The organism is Enterococcus dispar ATCC 51266 (assembly GCF_000406945.1).
GTDB lineage: Bacteria > Bacillota > Bacilli > Lactobacillales > Enterococcaceae > Enterococcus_C > Enterococcus_C dispar.
In genome coordinates this window covers 571136-586324 of the sequence record NZ_KE136354.1, presented here as the reverse complement: position 1 = coordinate 586324, position 15189 = coordinate 571136, and the positions used below count along the sequence as shown (strand labels likewise).

The 15189-nt window shown below is 36.5% G+C and carries 14 protein-coding genes; all 14 read right to left on the bottom strand.

Translation table 11 applies throughout. The annotated features are described in order from the left end of the window. Positions 1-318 precede the first annotated feature (318 nt). The 14 genes from RK01_RS02885 to murC all read right to left on the bottom strand — a co-directional run bounded on the left by RK01_RS02885 (position 319) and on the right by murC (position 15018). Entirely contained in the window at positions 319-1341 is a 1023-nt protein-coding gene (locus RK01_RS02885; RefSeq protein WP_016171793.1) for a lysylphosphatidylglycerol synthase transmembrane domain-containing protein, read from the bottom strand. 18 nt (positions 1342-1359) lie between these two features. Further along, on the bottom strand, positions 1360-1626 hold the full coding sequence (locus RK01_RS02880; protein WP_016171792.1) for a DUF1294 domain-containing protein: 267 nt from the start codon (positions 1624-1626) through the stop codon (positions 1360-1362). 120 nt (positions 1627-1746) lie between these two features. After that, the gene (gene pepT / locus RK01_RS02875; RefSeq protein ID WP_016171791.1) at positions 1747-2982 is read right to left on the bottom strand and encodes a peptidase T; all 1236 of its coding nucleotides are present in this window, start codon (positions 2980-2982) and stop codon (positions 1747-1749) included. A gap of 38 nt (positions 2983-3020) precedes the next feature. After that, positions 3021-4142, bottom strand: coding sequence for a Nif3-like dinuclear metal center hexameric protein (locus RK01_RS02870; RefSeq protein WP_195516451.1), 1122 nt, complete (start codon positions 4140-4142; stop codon positions 3021-3023). Then, positions 4133-4837, bottom strand: coding sequence for a tRNA (adenine(22)-N(1))-methyltransferase (locus RK01_RS02865; protein WP_016171789.1), 705 nt, complete (start codon positions 4835-4837; stop codon positions 4133-4135). Before RK01_RS02865 ends, RK01_RS02870 begins: the two co-directional genes overlap by 10 nt. Positions 4838-4938: 101 nt before the next feature. Next, a complete protein-coding gene (gene dnaI / locus RK01_RS02860; protein WP_016171788.1) occupies positions 4939-5862 on the bottom strand; it encodes a primosomal protein DnaI in 924 nt (307 codons plus the stop codon). Then, entirely contained in the window at positions 5862-7232 is a 1371-nt protein-coding gene (locus RK01_RS02855) for a replication initiation and membrane attachment family protein (protein ID WP_016171787.1), read from the bottom strand. The genes dnaI and RK01_RS02855 overlap by 1 nt, the downstream gene beginning before the upstream one ends. A gap of 18 nt (positions 7233-7250) precedes the next feature. Further along, positions 7251-7727: a transcriptional regulator NrdR gene (gene nrdR / locus RK01_RS02850; protein WP_016171786.1), complete on the bottom strand. Its 477-nt coding sequence runs from the start codon at positions 7725-7727 to the stop codon at positions 7251-7253. A gap of 311 nt (positions 7728-8038) precedes the next feature. After that, positions 8039-8680 carry a dephospho-CoA kinase gene (coaE, locus tag RK01_RS02845; RefSeq protein WP_374047508.1) on the bottom strand — a complete coding sequence of 214 codons (642 nt, stop codon included), beginning with the start codon at positions 8678-8680 and terminating at the stop codon, positions 8039-8041. Beyond that, a complete protein-coding gene (mutM, locus tag RK01_RS02840) occupies positions 8647-9486 on the bottom strand; it encodes a DNA-formamidopyrimidine glycosylase (protein ID WP_016171784.1) in 840 nt (279 codons plus the stop codon). The genes coaE and mutM overlap by 34 nt, the downstream gene beginning before the upstream one ends. 12 nt (positions 9487-9498) lie before the next feature. Then, complete coding sequence (gene polA, locus RK01_RS02835; protein WP_016171783.1) at positions 9499-12141, bottom strand: DNA polymerase I; 2643 nt, start codon at positions 12139-12141, stop codon at positions 9499-9501. Positions 12142-12372: 231 nt separating this feature from the next. Beyond that, complete coding sequence (locus RK01_RS02830; protein WP_016171782.1) at positions 12373-13062, bottom strand: Bax inhibitor-1/YccA family protein; 690 nt, start codon at positions 13060-13062, stop codon at positions 12373-12375. After that, positions 13055-13540: a MaoC family dehydratase gene (locus RK01_RS02825; RefSeq protein WP_420864508.1), complete on the bottom strand. Its 486-nt coding sequence runs from the start codon at positions 13538-13540 to the stop codon at positions 13055-13057. The genes RK01_RS02830 and RK01_RS02825 overlap by 8 nt, the downstream gene beginning before the upstream one ends. Before the next feature lie 143 nt (positions 13541-13683). Beyond that, positions 13684-15018, bottom strand: coding sequence for a UDP-N-acetylmuramate--L-alanine ligase (gene murC, locus RK01_RS02820; protein ID WP_016171780.1), 1335 nt, complete (start codon positions 15016-15018; stop codon positions 13684-13686). Positions 15019-15189: the final 171 nt, after the last annotated feature.

The window sequence follows — 15189 nt, the reverse complement described above, 5'->3', positions numbered from 1 at the left end:
AAAGATTTTCAGCAGAATCATTTATATTTTTACACCCTCATATTTTTCTCATCAAAGACAAATAAATGATTAAATAGAAATACTTTAACAGATAATTATGAGTAAAAAATATTATTCCTATGTAAATTATGGCCTCCAGATTTTATTTATTTCATCTTATAGATTGTGAAGATTAATTCTTATATCTCTTTTAAAATAAGCAAGTCAGCTATTTTGCTATTTATTTTATGTAAATTCTTATAATTCCTTTACCTATAAAAAAAGAGCGGCTCGCGCCACTCTACTGAAAATCGAACTTTCATTATTTTTATTTGAATTTCAATCTTTCAATTCTTTAAGCTCACCTTTAATCGTTTTTCTTTTATCCCATAAAACATATATAAAGCCCAAAAGAAATGGCCACAGATAGGTAGCAAACCGATACAGCAACATCGAGGATACGGAATCGACAGTTCCAACTAAAGGTTTAAACAATAATAAATAGACAAATTCAAATGAACCGATTCCTGCAGGTGTGGGAATAACGCCTGCTAAAATAACTGTAAAACTTATTAACGAAAAGACCAAAAGAAAGTCTAAAGATGGATGGTTTTCTACCAGCACAAAATAAGGTAGCACATACCAAATGGCCATTTTTGCTAAATTCAACAAAAAGATTTTAAAGATTCGCGGACGTTCTTTTAAAATGCCGTTTACTGCAATTCGTAGTGAATAAACTTGTAAATTTACTTTATCTACTATGTTTCGCAATCGTTGTGACTTAAAAAGTTTGTTGGTTACCTTGACGAAAAAAACTTGCAAATTTAAGCTTAACGAAAGTAATAACAAGACCGCAATAATTAAAAAAGTTACGACCATACCCGCTAAAATAAGAGGAATCATATTTGGTGCTTTGTCATAAAACAAAGAAAACTGGATAATTAGACCCAATAAAGCGTAAAAAAGAAGTGCCAATTTATACATCACCATATGCAATGCTGTCACCCCGACGCCATCTGAAAGGCGCAAGCCTTTACGACGATAATAATTCACCTCAGAAATCAACGTTCCCGCACCAAAAGTAACAACCCGATAAAAAGTATAGTAACAAACTGCAAAAAAACCATCTTGTGCTTTAAAATCATGGGTAAAGGGTTCTGCCAACGTTTTGATATTTAGCCCTTCTACTATTAAATAAAGGGTCCCACAAACAAAAACAGTGATTAAGGCATAAATGGAAGTACTTTTTAGTTCGGCTAAAATTTCCCCAAATGAATTTTGGAGTAAATAAAACATAATACCTAAAATTACAACTAATAGTAAAATATTTAAGAGTAACTTTGTTTTTGAACTAATTTTCATAAAAACTCCTTTAGACTACTAGTGATAGTAAATAATTAGTAACAGATCAACCGCAACCCCAATTAAAAAACAGAGATAAAATTTTTTCTTACGGGTTTTATGATGAAACAATCTTTGCGCTAATAAACCACCAAATCCACCGCCGACAATTCCCATAAACAAGAGATTCTTTTCTGAAATCCGCTGCCCTTTTTTTACCGCTTGACGCTTATCATAATACATCAAGAAAAAGACATAGAGATTTACTAAGACCAAATAAAACCACAATGGATTTTCACTAAACAATGACAAAACTCCTTTATATAGGTAAACGATTCTCTTACGATAAACAAAAGCGAGATCACTTACGCCAAGCGTAGGTCTCTCGCTTCATTATAACAAGTATATTTGAAAATTTTGAATAAATTATGCGTTTGCCACATTTAATTCCGCAATTTTCACAATAACATCAGTTGCTTTTTCCATTGCTTGTAAGGAAACAAATTCAAAACGACCGTGCATATTTTCACCACCGGCAAAAATATTAGGTGTTGGCGTCCCTAATTGTGAAATCTTAGAGCCGTCAGTACCACCACGAACCGGTTCAATAATTGGCTTAATATCTAAGGCTAACATCGCATTTTTGGCAATTTCAACGATGTTTAAGTCTTTTTCAATAATTTCTTTCATATTATAATACTGATCATACATATTGACATCAATCCGTTTTTCATCAAATTGACTGTTCATTTTATCCGCAATCGCTGTGATTAAGGCTTTTCTAGCTTCAAATTTATCCCGATCATGGTCGCGAATAATATAGCTTATTTTGGCTTCTTCTTCGTTGCCATTTAATGCCATCAAATGAAAGAAACCTTCATATCCGGCTGTTTTTTCTGGAATTTCATTTTGTGGTAATTGATTGTTAAATTCAATGGCTAAGCGCAACGCATTAATCATTGTATCTTTGGCAGTACCCGGATGCACATTTTTTCCATGAATTGTAATTTCTGCTGCTGCGGCATTAAAGGTTTCGTATTGCAATTCGCCTACCGGGCCACCATCCATTGTATAAGCAAAGTCAGCACCAAATTGCGCAACGTCAAATTTATCTGCCCCAACCCCAATTTCTTCATCTGGACCAAAGCCAACTTTAATTGTGCCGTGTTTAATTTCAGGATTTTTAATTAAGATTTCTAAAGCTGTCATGATTTCCGCAATTCCGGCTTTATCGTCAGCTCCTAAAAGAGTCGTACCATCGGTTGTAATTAATGTTTGACCGGCATAATTTTTCAAATTTGGAAAATCATTGCTATTAAGTGTATATTTGCCATCTTTGTCCAAATTAATTGTCGATTCGCCATCATAATTTTCAATAACTTGTGGATTGACATTTTCTGCGTTGAAATCAGCCGTATCCATATGAGCGATAAAGCCAATTGTTTTAACTGGTTTATCGGTATTACTTGGTAATGTCGCAATCACATAACCATTTGTTTCATTGTAAATGACATCAGCTAAGCCTAAATCTTCTAATTCTTTTTTTAACACATGGGCAAAAGCCACTTGTGTTTTTGTCGAAGGTGTTGTCTTGCTGGTTGCATCTGAGCGCGTTTCCGTTTTAACATAGCGTAAAAAACGCGGTAATAAGTTTTCGTACATGATAATTCCTCCCAAATATTGGTATTCACAATTTTATTTTAACGATATTGAAAAGGATTTGTATTCGTCGTAGAAGGAATAAATTCTACTTCCCAATTTTCCTCTTTTTTCCACTCATTCATTTTTTCAATAAAGCGGGGAATACAGACACGTTCTATGTTATGCCCTGGATCAATTACCGTCAATCCATTTGCCTGCATATCGTGAGCCGTATGATAATAAACGTCCCCGGTTATATACACGTCAACATTTTTTTTAACGGCATCTGGATAAAAATTTCCGCCAGATCCACCACAAATGGCGACTTTCTGCACCATTTTTTTGGCATTTTCCATTGGTTCCACTAAGCGTAAGCCATCCAATTCGAAAACTTTTTTTACTTTAGCAGTAAAATCTTCAATTGTCATCGGCTGAGGTAAATACCCCACGCGCCCAATACCATAGGTGATAGGTTCATTGTCTAAAGTGAACAAATCAAAAGCAGGTTCGTCATAAGGATGTGCGGCATGCATTGCGGTTAAAACTTCTGCTTCAATCGTTTCGGGTAACAACACTTCTATTTTAGCTTCTTGAACGCTTTGGGCCTGACCAATGCGTCCAATAGTTGGATTCGCATTTGCCACCGGAGTAAAGCGGCCCATACCAACCGTTTGAAAACTGGTAAATTGATAATTGCCTTGCTGGCCGGCCCCAGCTTTTCCCAGTGCTTCTCGCATGCTGGCTGCAGCTTCAACTGGTACATAAACAATTAATTTTTTAAAACTTACTTGATGGGTTTGCGTCATAAAATCTTCAACTTTAATACCTAACATTTCGCAAAACCAATCATTTAACCCATCGGCAATAATGTCCATATTTGTATGAGCAGCATACACTGCAATATCGTGTTTAACCAAATCCAAATACATTTTAGTTTGAGGATCTGTTTCAGTTAAGCGTTTAATCGGTCGAAAAATAGGCGGATGTTTCGCCACAATTAAATTAATTTTCTTTTCAATAGCTTCTTTGACTACTTCCGGACGTACATCTAACGTCATCATAACCCGTTTGATTGGTTTGTCCAGTGTACCGATATGTAGACCAACCGGATCCCCTTCTTCTGCGAGCCATAAAGGGCAATAAGCTTCAAAGCGTCTGATAAAATCTGTTCCTAACAAGATACGACCTCCTCAATCCAGCTTAATTCTTTTTGTATTTCCGCTACTTTTTCTTCAGGTATTACTTTTGCTTTTTGTAATTGTGCTAAGACTTTTTTTAAAGCCTGTTGTTCTTGTCGCCATTTTTTCAAAAAGACATTATTTTTTTCCGCTAGCAAATAAGGACCAAAGAAAACTTCTTTTTCTGATAATTCCTGCTGTTGTTCTGTTTTTTCCGCCACTATCACTTCATAGATTTTATCATTTTCTGCTAAAATATTTTCTCCTACAATTTGATAGCCTTCTTTTTGTAACCAAAGGCGCACATTAGCCTCGCCGACATTGGGTTGCAAAATCAAACGTTCTTTTCCCGTTAACTGGCCTTGTGTTTTACCATTTTCTAAAATATTGGCTATTAAAGTACCGCCCATACCTGCAATTGTAATTGCATTAATTTCATCTGTCCGTTTAATCGCCTCTAAACCATCTGCTAAGCGCACGACAATTTTTTCTGTCAGTCCGCTTTTAGCGACTTGTTTTTGCGCTGAATGAAATGGGCCTGCCACCACTTCTCCACAAACAGCATAAGAAATTTTTTCTACCAACATTAAGGCAACAGGTAAATAGGCGTGGTCTGAGCCGATATCAGCTAAGCGTGCCCCTTTAGGTACCGCATCACCCACGACAGTCAGACGTTGCGACAGTTCTTGTTCATTCATCTTCTGCACTCCTTTAAAAAGTTAACACATGTTTATTTCGCATTCTTATTTCGCAAAAATTGACACAAAATTTCCGAAAAGAAAATTTGTGCCAATTGCAGTTATTCATTACGACGATTAGGGCCAGACATAATAATCTCTTTGGCTAAGTAACGAATACGCTCCATGATTCGCTTCGCTTTTAATGGTTCATCGGCAGTCTTGGTTAACCGTAAATGGTTTTCCAAACCGTCCATTGTGAAATTAGAAGTAAAAAAAGTTGGCAATTGTTCTTGCATCCGATACTGTAAAATAACGCCAAAAATCTCATCGCGCGTCCAAGCGGTTAAAGCATCCGCTCCGACATCATCTAAGATTAATATTTTCGGTTTTTTTACCTGCTCTAATTTTTCGGCGACAGTATTATCGGCTACCGAACTTTTGATCATGGAAGTAAAGGTTGGCATATGCACCATCATAGACGTATAGCCTCTTTTTGCTAATTCATTGGCCATAGCACCCAATAAATAAGTTTTCCCTACGCCAAAATCACCAGCTAAATATAATCCTTTGTGAAACGTTTTGGGGTTTTCAGCATAATTTTTAATAAACTTCATCGTTTCAAACAATGCCTCTTCCCGTTGATCCGTCTTATCAAAATTTTTCATCGTAGCATTGCGGATATCTTTGGGAATATCAATGGTACTCACGCGATTTTTAATTTCTTCTTGTTTACGCCGCGCCAGTAAATCTTCTGTCGGTACGTAGGCGACATCAACATAATGAAAATTCAAGACTAAACGGGGCTCATACCCTGGTGCCATCATAGTGGGATCGTTTAGTTCATATTTGCGTTTTTCTTGAACGAATTCATACAGTTTGGGATAACTTTTTTTTACTTCTGCTTCGGTTAGCTTTTCTTTGTTTTCTGCCAAAAATTTTTTGACATCTGTATCTGCCAAGACTTGCTGCATCATGGCGTCATATTTTTGTTGAAAATTGCGACGTTCAAATAATTCGTTGACCCCTTTACCGACATCTTCCATTATTTTTCACCTTCTTCATCATTAAAATACTCTTCCATCATCTTATCAATTTCAGCTTTACGACTAGGATCGCTACTGGCTTGATTTTTTGACCAATCAGGTAAATCCTCTTTTTTTACAATATTTTGAGGGCGTCCATTGGTTTTTTTACGCTGTTCTTTTGCTACTTGTTTTTCTTTAACGGTTGTACGAACGTATAAAATTGCTTCTTCTGGGGTCGTGAATTTATTTTGTGACCAATCATTGGCAATTTGATTGGTTAAAGCTTGAGGCAATTGTGCTTTATTTTGGACCACCAGTAAATAATTCAATAAAATATTGATAACAGCAATTGGTAATGGTGATTTACTGACTAAATCCGTTAACAACCACTCTTCATTTTTGGTTACATAGCCCCCTTTAGCCGCTTTTAAAGCCGTCAAATATTCCATGGGTGCCAATCTTTCACTCTCGCGGATTGTCTGCCAATCGGCTTCTGTGAAGCCTTGAGCCAATAATGTGTTTTTCCGTCTGATTTGTTCATCATCTTGATAATTTGGTGTTGTTTGTTTTTTTGTCGGCAAAAGATTTTGACTTTCCTTATAAACAACATTTTTCAATTTTCGTTCGTCAATCGTACCATCTGTTAAAGCTACGGCTTCAGCCATTAAATTCGTCAATTGCAATTCATCATAGCCAAACATCTCATGGTATAAAATCAAGCTCTTTTTTAATGTATCCGTCAATTGTGCGGGATTGATAAATTTTTTTGTCGCTAAATCGCGTAATAAAGGCCAATTTAGTTGTTTGTCATCTAGAGGAAGGGTCGTCTTATCACTTTGTAAATTACTAGTAGCGGCTTCGACCACACTTTGATTGGCTTGATATTCACTTTGAGAAAAAGTATATACCGACCCAAATTTTGTGCTTACTTCTTGATAGCCCTCTGTTTGAATAGCAACAGGTTTAAAGCGACGATTTAACTGGCGAAATTTGTTTTGACCGACTTTTACCACCAGCAAAAATGCCATTAATTCATCCTTTAAAAATTCTTGGGGTGTTAAAGGCTCAGTCAAAACATACAAAAAACGAACTTCCGGTTGTTCTTTGTAATAAGTTTTTAATAGTCCAATCCCCTCTAACCGTTTTTTGGCCTTCTTCATGGTGGTCATTCCCATATCCAATGCATTAAGCAGTTCCAAATGGGTATATTTTTCCTGTGTGTCTTCAAAATCTTGGATCAAACAAAAATACAATGCTAATGCATCCGCGCCAATAATGGGTTGATACAAATTGACTAGAGACTTTTGTCCTTCGCTAGTTAATGGGACACTTTTTTTTACTTCATAAAGGGTTTTGGGTTGTAAGTTGGCTTCATAAGCATATTCCAAAAAATGCAGCCTCCAATTTTATTGTGTTTCTTCTTTACCATTAGCTTTTGCAACAATATCTTGTAATTCTTTTAAGAAAACCGACATATCCTTAAACTGGCGATAAACACTCGCAAAACGAATATAGGCGATTTCATCAACATCCACTAAATCCTCCATAACATATTCTCCAATTAAAGTCGTGGATACTTCATTTTCACCTAAAGAACGGACCCGATTTTCAACGTGATCGACAATTTGTTCCATCTGTTCCATGGCAACTGGTCGCTTTTCGGCTGAACGAATCAGGCCGCGCAAAATCTTCTCTCGATTAAATTCTTCACGTTCACCATTTTTTTTAATGACTAATAAAGGTGCCGCTTCTATTTTTTCAAAAGTGGTAAATCGGAAGCCACAATTTTCGCATTCTCTTCTTCTTCTGATTGTACGGCCATCATCAGTCTGACGGCTATCTACAACTCGTGAACTATTATGGTGACATTTTGGACAACGCATCTTCTCACCTCATTTAATTTCTTGGAATTTTGCTTATATTATAACAGAAAAAAATTGTGTTGTATTGTCCCGTACCCAAGAAAAGACTGGATTTATCTGCTTTTTGAAGATTAATTTAAAAAACTTTTTTGAATAAACTAAAAAACTTTAGCATTCTACTTTTTGTTTTCAGTATAAAAAAATTTTACTTTCCTTTGCGTTGTTCTTCACTAAAAATAAGGAAACAGCTAGTATTAATCCGCTACTTCGCTGGGTCCTACTCCTCTATTTGATAAAAAAGCTTTGGCATCACAATACCAAAGCTTTTTTATTTATTTCTCTATTCTAAAGTGATTCTCTAACCAATTCAACACCTGTTGGCTCGTTTCTTCCTTACTGCCGTTATTGTTAAAAACGGTATCTGCTAACTCTCTTTTTTTAGCTAATGGCATTTGACTATTAATCTTTGCCTCAGCCATTTTTTCATCAATGTTATCCCGCGCCATCAGCCGTTTTTTTTGCTGCAAAAAATCGACATACACCACAGCAACCTCATCCATATAATGATCATAATGTCCTTCATACATTAACGGAATATCTGCAATCACTAAAGGACTTTGCTTTTTTGCCAAAGCCATCTCTTCTTTAATCTGCTGACGCAAGTATGGATTCATTATGCGATTAAGTTGTTGACGTTTAGCACTATCTTCAAACACAATGTCACCTAATTTTTTGCGATCTAGTTCACCAGTGGGTGTTATCACTTCCGGACCAAAAGCTTCTTTGATTGCCAAAAGTGCCGGCTTTCCAGGCTCTACGATTTTTCGTGCCACAATATCGCCATCCACAATTGGAAATCCTTTTGCTTTAAAAACATTAACAACCGTACTTTTCCCACTTGCAATGCCACCGGTAATCCCTAAAATAAAGCTCAAGATTCTCACCTCATGACTAATTTTTGACAATGGGGGCATAAATGTGTGCCGCGTTGTGCCACTTTAATTTTTTCAATCGGAGTTTGACAACGAGGGCAAGGTTGTCCCGTTTTTCCATATACATTTAACGACAGTTGAAATTTTCCGGCTTCTCCCAGTGCATTTAAGTATGTTCGCACAGTCGTTCCGCCAGCAGCTACAGCTCTTTGTAAAACATCAATGATTGCCAAGCGCAGCTGTTTAATTTTTAGATCGGTTAATGTGTCACAAGGTTGCATCGGATGAATTTTAGCCTGCCACAATGCTTCATCCACATAAATATTACCTAACCCTGTCACCATCTTTTGATCCAGTAACGCTGGCTTAATTTCCCGCTTGGTTTTGGCTAAGTCCGCTTTGAATTGCGGCAATGTAAAAGACTCTGGTGTCGGTTCTGGACCTAATTGCGCGATACTTGGAAAGTTATGTGCCTGTCCTTTTATAACCAGTTCCATGCGGCCAAATTTACGTACATCACGATATTGCAACTGACTGCCATCGCTAAAATGAAAAATGACATGCGTGTGTTTTGTGACAATTGCTTTATCTCCTGCGGCAAAAAATTCGTATTTACCTTCCATACGCAAATGAGAAATAAGTTCATAGTTAGAAAGTTCAAAAATTAAATATTTTCCCCGTCGCTTGATGGCTTCAATTTTTTGCCCTACCAATTCGCGTTTAAAGGTTTCCACTTCTGGTAGTGCAATAATCTTAGACCAAAACACATCAACACTTGCAATTTCTTTATTTAAAACAAGTTGTATTAGCCCTTTGCGGACGGTTTCCACTTCTGGTAATTCTGGCATTCTTCCACCTTCTTATTTGGCATCATACCACGTCTTGCCCCAACTGCTATCAGTGACAAGAGGTACGCTTAAATTCACGGCATTTTCCATGACATCTTTGACTAAATTGTCTAGTTTTTCAAGTTCTGTTTCCGGCACTTCAAAAACCAATTCATCGTGTACTTGTAATAACATAACTGCATCAAGCTGTTCTTCTTTTAAGCGTTTTGCAAGTTCAATCATCGCAATCTTCAAAATATCAGCGGCACTTCCTTGAATTGGTGTATTAATTGCCGTTCTTTCAGCGAAGGAACGTACGTTAAAATTACGCGCATTAATATCTGGTAAATAACGACGACGGTGATAAAGGGTTTCAACATAGCCTTTATCTTTAGCATCCCGCACAATTGTTTCCATATATTGCTTAACACCGGGATATTTTTCAAAGTAAGTATCAATATATTGTTGGGCGTCTTTTCGAGAAATCCCCAAATTCTGCGATAAGCCATAATCTGAAATGCCATAAACAATTCCAAAATTCACGGCTTTCGCTTGGCGCCGCATATTTGGTGTCACATCCTCAGGCTTTTGAATGCCAAAAACCCGCATTGCTGTGCTGGCATGGATATCTTGACCTTCTAAAAATGCTTCTTTTAAATGTTCATCATTTGAAATATGAGCCAACACCCGCAATTCAATTTGCGAATAGTCAGAAGAGTAGATGACCCAATCTTTTGCTCGTGGAATAAAAGCCTGCCGAATTTTTCGCCCTTCTTCTAAACGAATGGGAATATTTTGCAAATTTGGATCTACTGAACTTAAGCGCCCTGTTTGAGTTAATGTTTGAACATAACGGGTATGGATTTTGTGGTCGGGTTGAACTACTTTTAACAACCCTTCGACATAAGTCGATTGAATTTTTGCAATTTGACGATAGGTTAAAATGTCGGCAACAATCGGTGCTTGCTCTTGCAACTGCTCTAAAACATCGACTGCGGTGGAGTAACCTGTTTTGGTCTTTTTGATTACAGGTAATCCCATTTTTTCAAAGAGAATCACGCCTAATTGTTTGGGAGAGTTCAAATTAAATTCTTCGCCGGCTTCGGCATAAATTTTTTCTTCAATTTCATGAAGACGAGCCGCAAACTCCCCTTTCATATCAAGCAGTCGTTTACTGTCAACCGTGATCCCTGCGATTTCCATTTCGGCTAAAATTTGTGATAAAGGGAGTTCCATTTGATAAAACAGGTCACTTTGATCTTTTTCTTTCAAATCCTCGTCTAGTTTATTACTTAAAAACAAAATTGCTTTAACTTTACGAGCTAAGTGGGCATAAAAATCTTCCATATTTTCTGGTAGACCTTTTTTTACGCCCTTGCCGTAAACTGCTTCATCGGTTTGAATATCGGTAAAACCGTAATGCTCCGCCACACCAGCAATATCGTTATTACTGTCATTTGTATCTAGTAAATAGGCTGCTAATAAAACATCAAAAGTAATGCCTTCCGGTCTTGTCGCATAACGTTTTAAAGCAACATAAGTTCGTTTGGCATCATAGACTTTCTTATTATTTTGTTTGCTTAACCAATTGCAAAAGTCTTGATTTTCAAATACTGCTAAATTATCGGTTACATAAATTTTTTGGTCATTCCCCCAAGCAACGCCAACAATATCTGCAATATGATAATTATCAGATAACATTTCAGGGTATAAAGCCATATCTGCTTGGAACATTTCAGGGGTAAATTCATCGACTACTTCAAACATAATTTCGGCAAGGTCAGCTGGATCTTCTATAATATTCAATTTGCTTAAAAATTGTTTGAAATCCATTTCTTTATAAAATGGCACGAGTTTGTCTAAATCTTTGCCCTCATAGGCTAAATCTTCTATTTTAACTGTGACAGGGGCCTGTGTATTAATCGTAGCGAGTTGTTTTGATAAGAAAGCTTGTTGGCGATCATTAATCAAATTTTCTTTCATTTTGCTTTTTTTCAACTGATCGATATTTTCATATATGCCTTCAACTGAACCATATTCTTTTAATAACTTAATGGCTGTTTTTTCGCCAACTTTTGTAACGCCCGGAATATTGTCGGATGCATCGCCTGCCAGACCTTTCATATCTATAATTTGATTTGGCGTTAGGCCATCGTATTTTTCTGCGATATGCGCAGGCGTATAAGCCTCAATTTCACTGACACCTTTGACTGTAATATCCACCGTTACATCATCACTGGCTAACTGAGTTAAATCACGATCTCCTGATAACACGACAACTTCAAATTCATTTTTATCTACTTGCGTTGCTAACGTTCCGATAATATCGTCAGCTTCATAATTGTCTAATTCATAATACTTTACACCAAGAGCAGTAATTAATTCGCGAATATACGGAAGTTGTTCCCGAAATTCACCTGGCGTTTTCGCACGGCCCGCTTTATAGTCTTGATACATTTCCGTTCGAAAAGTGGTCTTTCCTGCATCGAAAGCCACCAAGACATGGGTGGGTTTTTCTTTTGTCATTACATTATCAAACATCGTATTAAAAGCATAAATTGCATTGGTATGCAAACCATTCTTATTTTTAAAACGCTCCAGCGAATTGTGTAAAGCAAAAAAAGCACGATATGCGACGCTATTGCCATCCACCAATAAAAGTTTTTTCTTCGTCATGGAAATTCTCCTTATCTCGTTGTTTTCTTGCAACATTTTGCTGCAACTCCACAAAAGTTCTTCTTTATTCTAACAAAGTTCTAGTAAACTAGCGATGATTATTGACTAGTCTGTCAAAATTTCGGCGGACAAAAAAGGGTTTTGATTTCCTTCATCAACCTTTTAACAAAAAAGGAGAACTTGTGGTTTACACCGCAAATTCTCCTTTTCTATTTCTATCTATTTATAAAATTAGTCGCGACCAAAAATTCGTAAGAAAGCTAACAATAAGTTAATAAAGTCTAAATAAAGTTGTAAAGCTACAAAGACGGCAATCCCGGTATTTTCTGTTCCACGGCTTTGTTCGTAATACTTTTTAATCATTTGATGATCATAAGCAGTCAACCCAGCAAAGACAAAGACAGTCACGATAGATAATAAATATTCCATCGGACCACTATGAAGTAATAATCCATTAATCAACATCGTAATGATAATCCCGATTAAACCAATAAAAGCAATTCGTCCCACAATAGACAAATCTTTTTTAGTGAAAACACCAAAGAGCGCAGTAGCCGCAAAGGTTGCCGTAGCAGCACCAAATGCCACATAAATTGTATTAATATCATAATACAAAAGAGTCGCAGTTAAGGTTAGACCATTTAATAGTGAGTAAACCAGAAAACCTGCGATTGTCATTGCAGGATTTTTCTTTGCTTTAGCAGCCAATACCAAAACTAAAATTAATTGCACAATCCAAAGGCCTAAATAGCCTAAAGGAAAACCATTAATAAAATTAATAGTTTGTGGCAAAAATGTCGTCGCACATAGATAAGAAACAATTCCGCTAATTCCTAGTCCTACCGCAAAAAAGGCATAAACTTTAGCGTAAAACCGATTTAATGTATCTTTTTCCACCACAGGTGTTTGATAGTTATTCATGAATATCCCCTACACTTTCTGTTTCAATTATCGGAGGTTGCACCATTACAACAGCATCTAACACACGGTCTTCTTCTGCGTTGGTTGCTTCCACAGAAATCGTCACCACATCTTTCATTTTATCCACTTTAATCACTTCAAAGGCAAATGTTAATGTTTCATAATGATAGATAGGTTCGATAAAATTCACCGAAAAATTCACCACATGCGATCCAGGCCCCGGCAGGTGTTTTGAAATTGCACTGGTAATAATTCCCATTAACATGACAGATGGGACAATTGGCCGTTGATATGCGGTTTGTTGTGCATAATCATGCTGAATATAAAGGGGATTTGCATCATTTGTTAATCCTAAATATAACAGCAGTTGATTATCTTCAATCGATTCGGTTAAAGATAACGAATCGCCTTCCTCAATTTCTTCGATGGTCTTACCCACTTTTTTGACACGATTAATCTGCAAATTTGATTCCTCCATGTTTTAATATCATTTGGTAGATTTTATCATTATTGTATCAGAACCCTTTAAAAGTGCAAGTTTTCAATCTAACGCTGATACTACACGTTTTTAAAGAAAAGATATAAAAAACTGGTGCATTCACCTGCACCAGTTTTTTATATTTAAGAACGATTACGCGTAGTATTGCTCAAAAGTTTTTCATAGGCCGCTTCAAATTTTTGTACATCGCCTGCGCCCATAAAAATCATCACCGCATTTTCAAAATCAAGTAACGGGGAAACATTTTCTTCTTTAATGACTTGGCCACCTTTTTTAATCTTAGCGCCCAAATCTTCAATCTTAACGTCGCCTTTGGCTTCTCTAGCTGATCCAAAAATATCACACAAAAATACTTTATCCGCTAAATCTAACGCTTGGGCAAAATCATCCATTAAAGCGATTGTCCGAGTAAATGTATGGGGTTGGAAAACGGCAATAATTTCTTTATCCGGGTATTTTTGACGTGCAGCGTCAATAGTCGCTTTAATTTCAGCTGGATGATGGGCGTAGTCATCGACAATCGTCATATCCGCTACTTTTTTCTCACTAAAGCGGCGTTTCACACCGGCAAAAGTTTGCATTTCTTCTGCCACTTCTGTCATGTCGATACCTTCTAAATAGGCAATTCCAATTACACCTAATGCATTTAAAATATTATGTTTACCAAAAGCAGGCAGGCTGAAATGACCAATTTCTTTACCTTTTACAAAAACATCAAATTCAGAACCTTTTGTTGTTCGTTTAATATTTTTTGCTTGAATATCATCATCATCATTTAATCCATAGTAATAAATAGGTGCTTCTGATTCTAATTTACGTAAATAAGCGTCATCACCATAAGCAAAAATACCTTTTTTCACTTGATGAGCCATTGATTGGAATGCATTAAAAACATCTTCAATACTCTTATAGTAATCAGGATGATCAAAATCAATATTTGTCATAATAGCATAATCAGGAGCATATGCTAAAAAGTGACGGCGGTATTCGCATGCCTCAAAAGCAAAAAAGTCTGCATCGGGTACTCCATGGCCTGTGCCATCGCCAATCAAATAACTAGTTGGGGAAACACCACTAAAAACGTGAGCCAATAAGCCAGTAGTGCTGGTTTTACCGTGAGAACCAGTAACTGCAATACTCGTATAATCATTAATAAAGCGGCCAATAAAGTCATGATAACGAATGACTTCACACCCTAATTCTTTGGCGCGTACAATTTCTTCATGGGTATCGTCAAAAGCATTCCCTGCAATGACAATCATATCAGGTTTAATATTGTCAGCACTAAAGGGTAAAATCGTAATCCCAGCTTTTTCCAAATCCCGTTGAGTAAAGAAATATTTTTCAACGTCAGAACCTTGTACGTTGTATCCTTTTTCATGTAATACTAATGCTAGTGAACTCATGCCAGAACCCTTGATTCCGACAAAATGATAAAGCTTATCTTTGTCATTCATCCTAATTTAGCCTCTTTTCTTCCATTCTATCAATCGCGTAAAAACTCTTTTGTTTTTTGTTTGCTTTTTCAAACCAATCTGTCATTTTTTTCAGATAAAATTCTATCTTTATCTTCTAAAAAACGAGCTAATAATTTGCACGAGCTTCATTATCTAACAAAAATGATAAAA

Coding starts and splice junctions, on each gene's coding strand:
- RK01_RS02885 (WP_016171793.1), bottom strand. CDS start 1,341: ATGAAAATTAGTTCAAAAACAAAGTTACTCTTAAATATTTTACTATTA.
- pepT (WP_016171791.1), bottom strand. CDS start 2,982: ATGTACGAAAACTTATTACCGCGTTTTTTACGCTATGTTAAAACGGAA.
- RK01_RS02865 (WP_016171789.1), bottom strand. CDS start 4,837: ATGAATGAACAAGAACTGTCGCAACGTCTGACTGTCGTGGGTGATGCG.
- dnaI (WP_016171788.1), bottom strand. CDS start 5,862: ATGGAAGATGTCGGTAAAGGGGTCAACGAATTATTTGAACGTCGCAAT.
- nrdR (WP_016171786.1), bottom strand. CDS start 7,727: ATGCGTTGTCCAAAATGTCACCATAATAGTTCACGAGTTGTAGATAGC.
- coaE (WP_374047508.1), bottom strand. CDS start 8,680: ATGCCCCCATTGTCAAAAATTAGTCATGAGGTGAGAATCTTGAGCTTT.
- mutM (WP_016171784.1), bottom strand. CDS start 9,486: ATGCCAGAATTACCAGAAGTGGAAACCGTCCGCAAAGGGCTAATACAA.
- polA (WP_016171783.1), bottom strand. CDS start 12,141: ATGACGAAGAAAAAACTTTTATTGGTGGATGGCAATAGCGTCGCATAT.
- RK01_RS02830 (WP_016171782.1), bottom strand. CDS start 13,062: ATGAATAACTATCAAACACCTGTGGTGGAAAAAGATACATTAAATCGG.
- RK01_RS02825 (WP_420864508.1), bottom strand. CDS start 13,540: ATGGAGGAATCAAATTTGCAGATTAATCGTGTCAAAAAAGTGGGTAAG.
- murC (WP_016171780.1), bottom strand. CDS start 15,018: ATGAATGACAAAGATAAGCTTTATCATTTTGTCGGAATCAAGGGTTCT.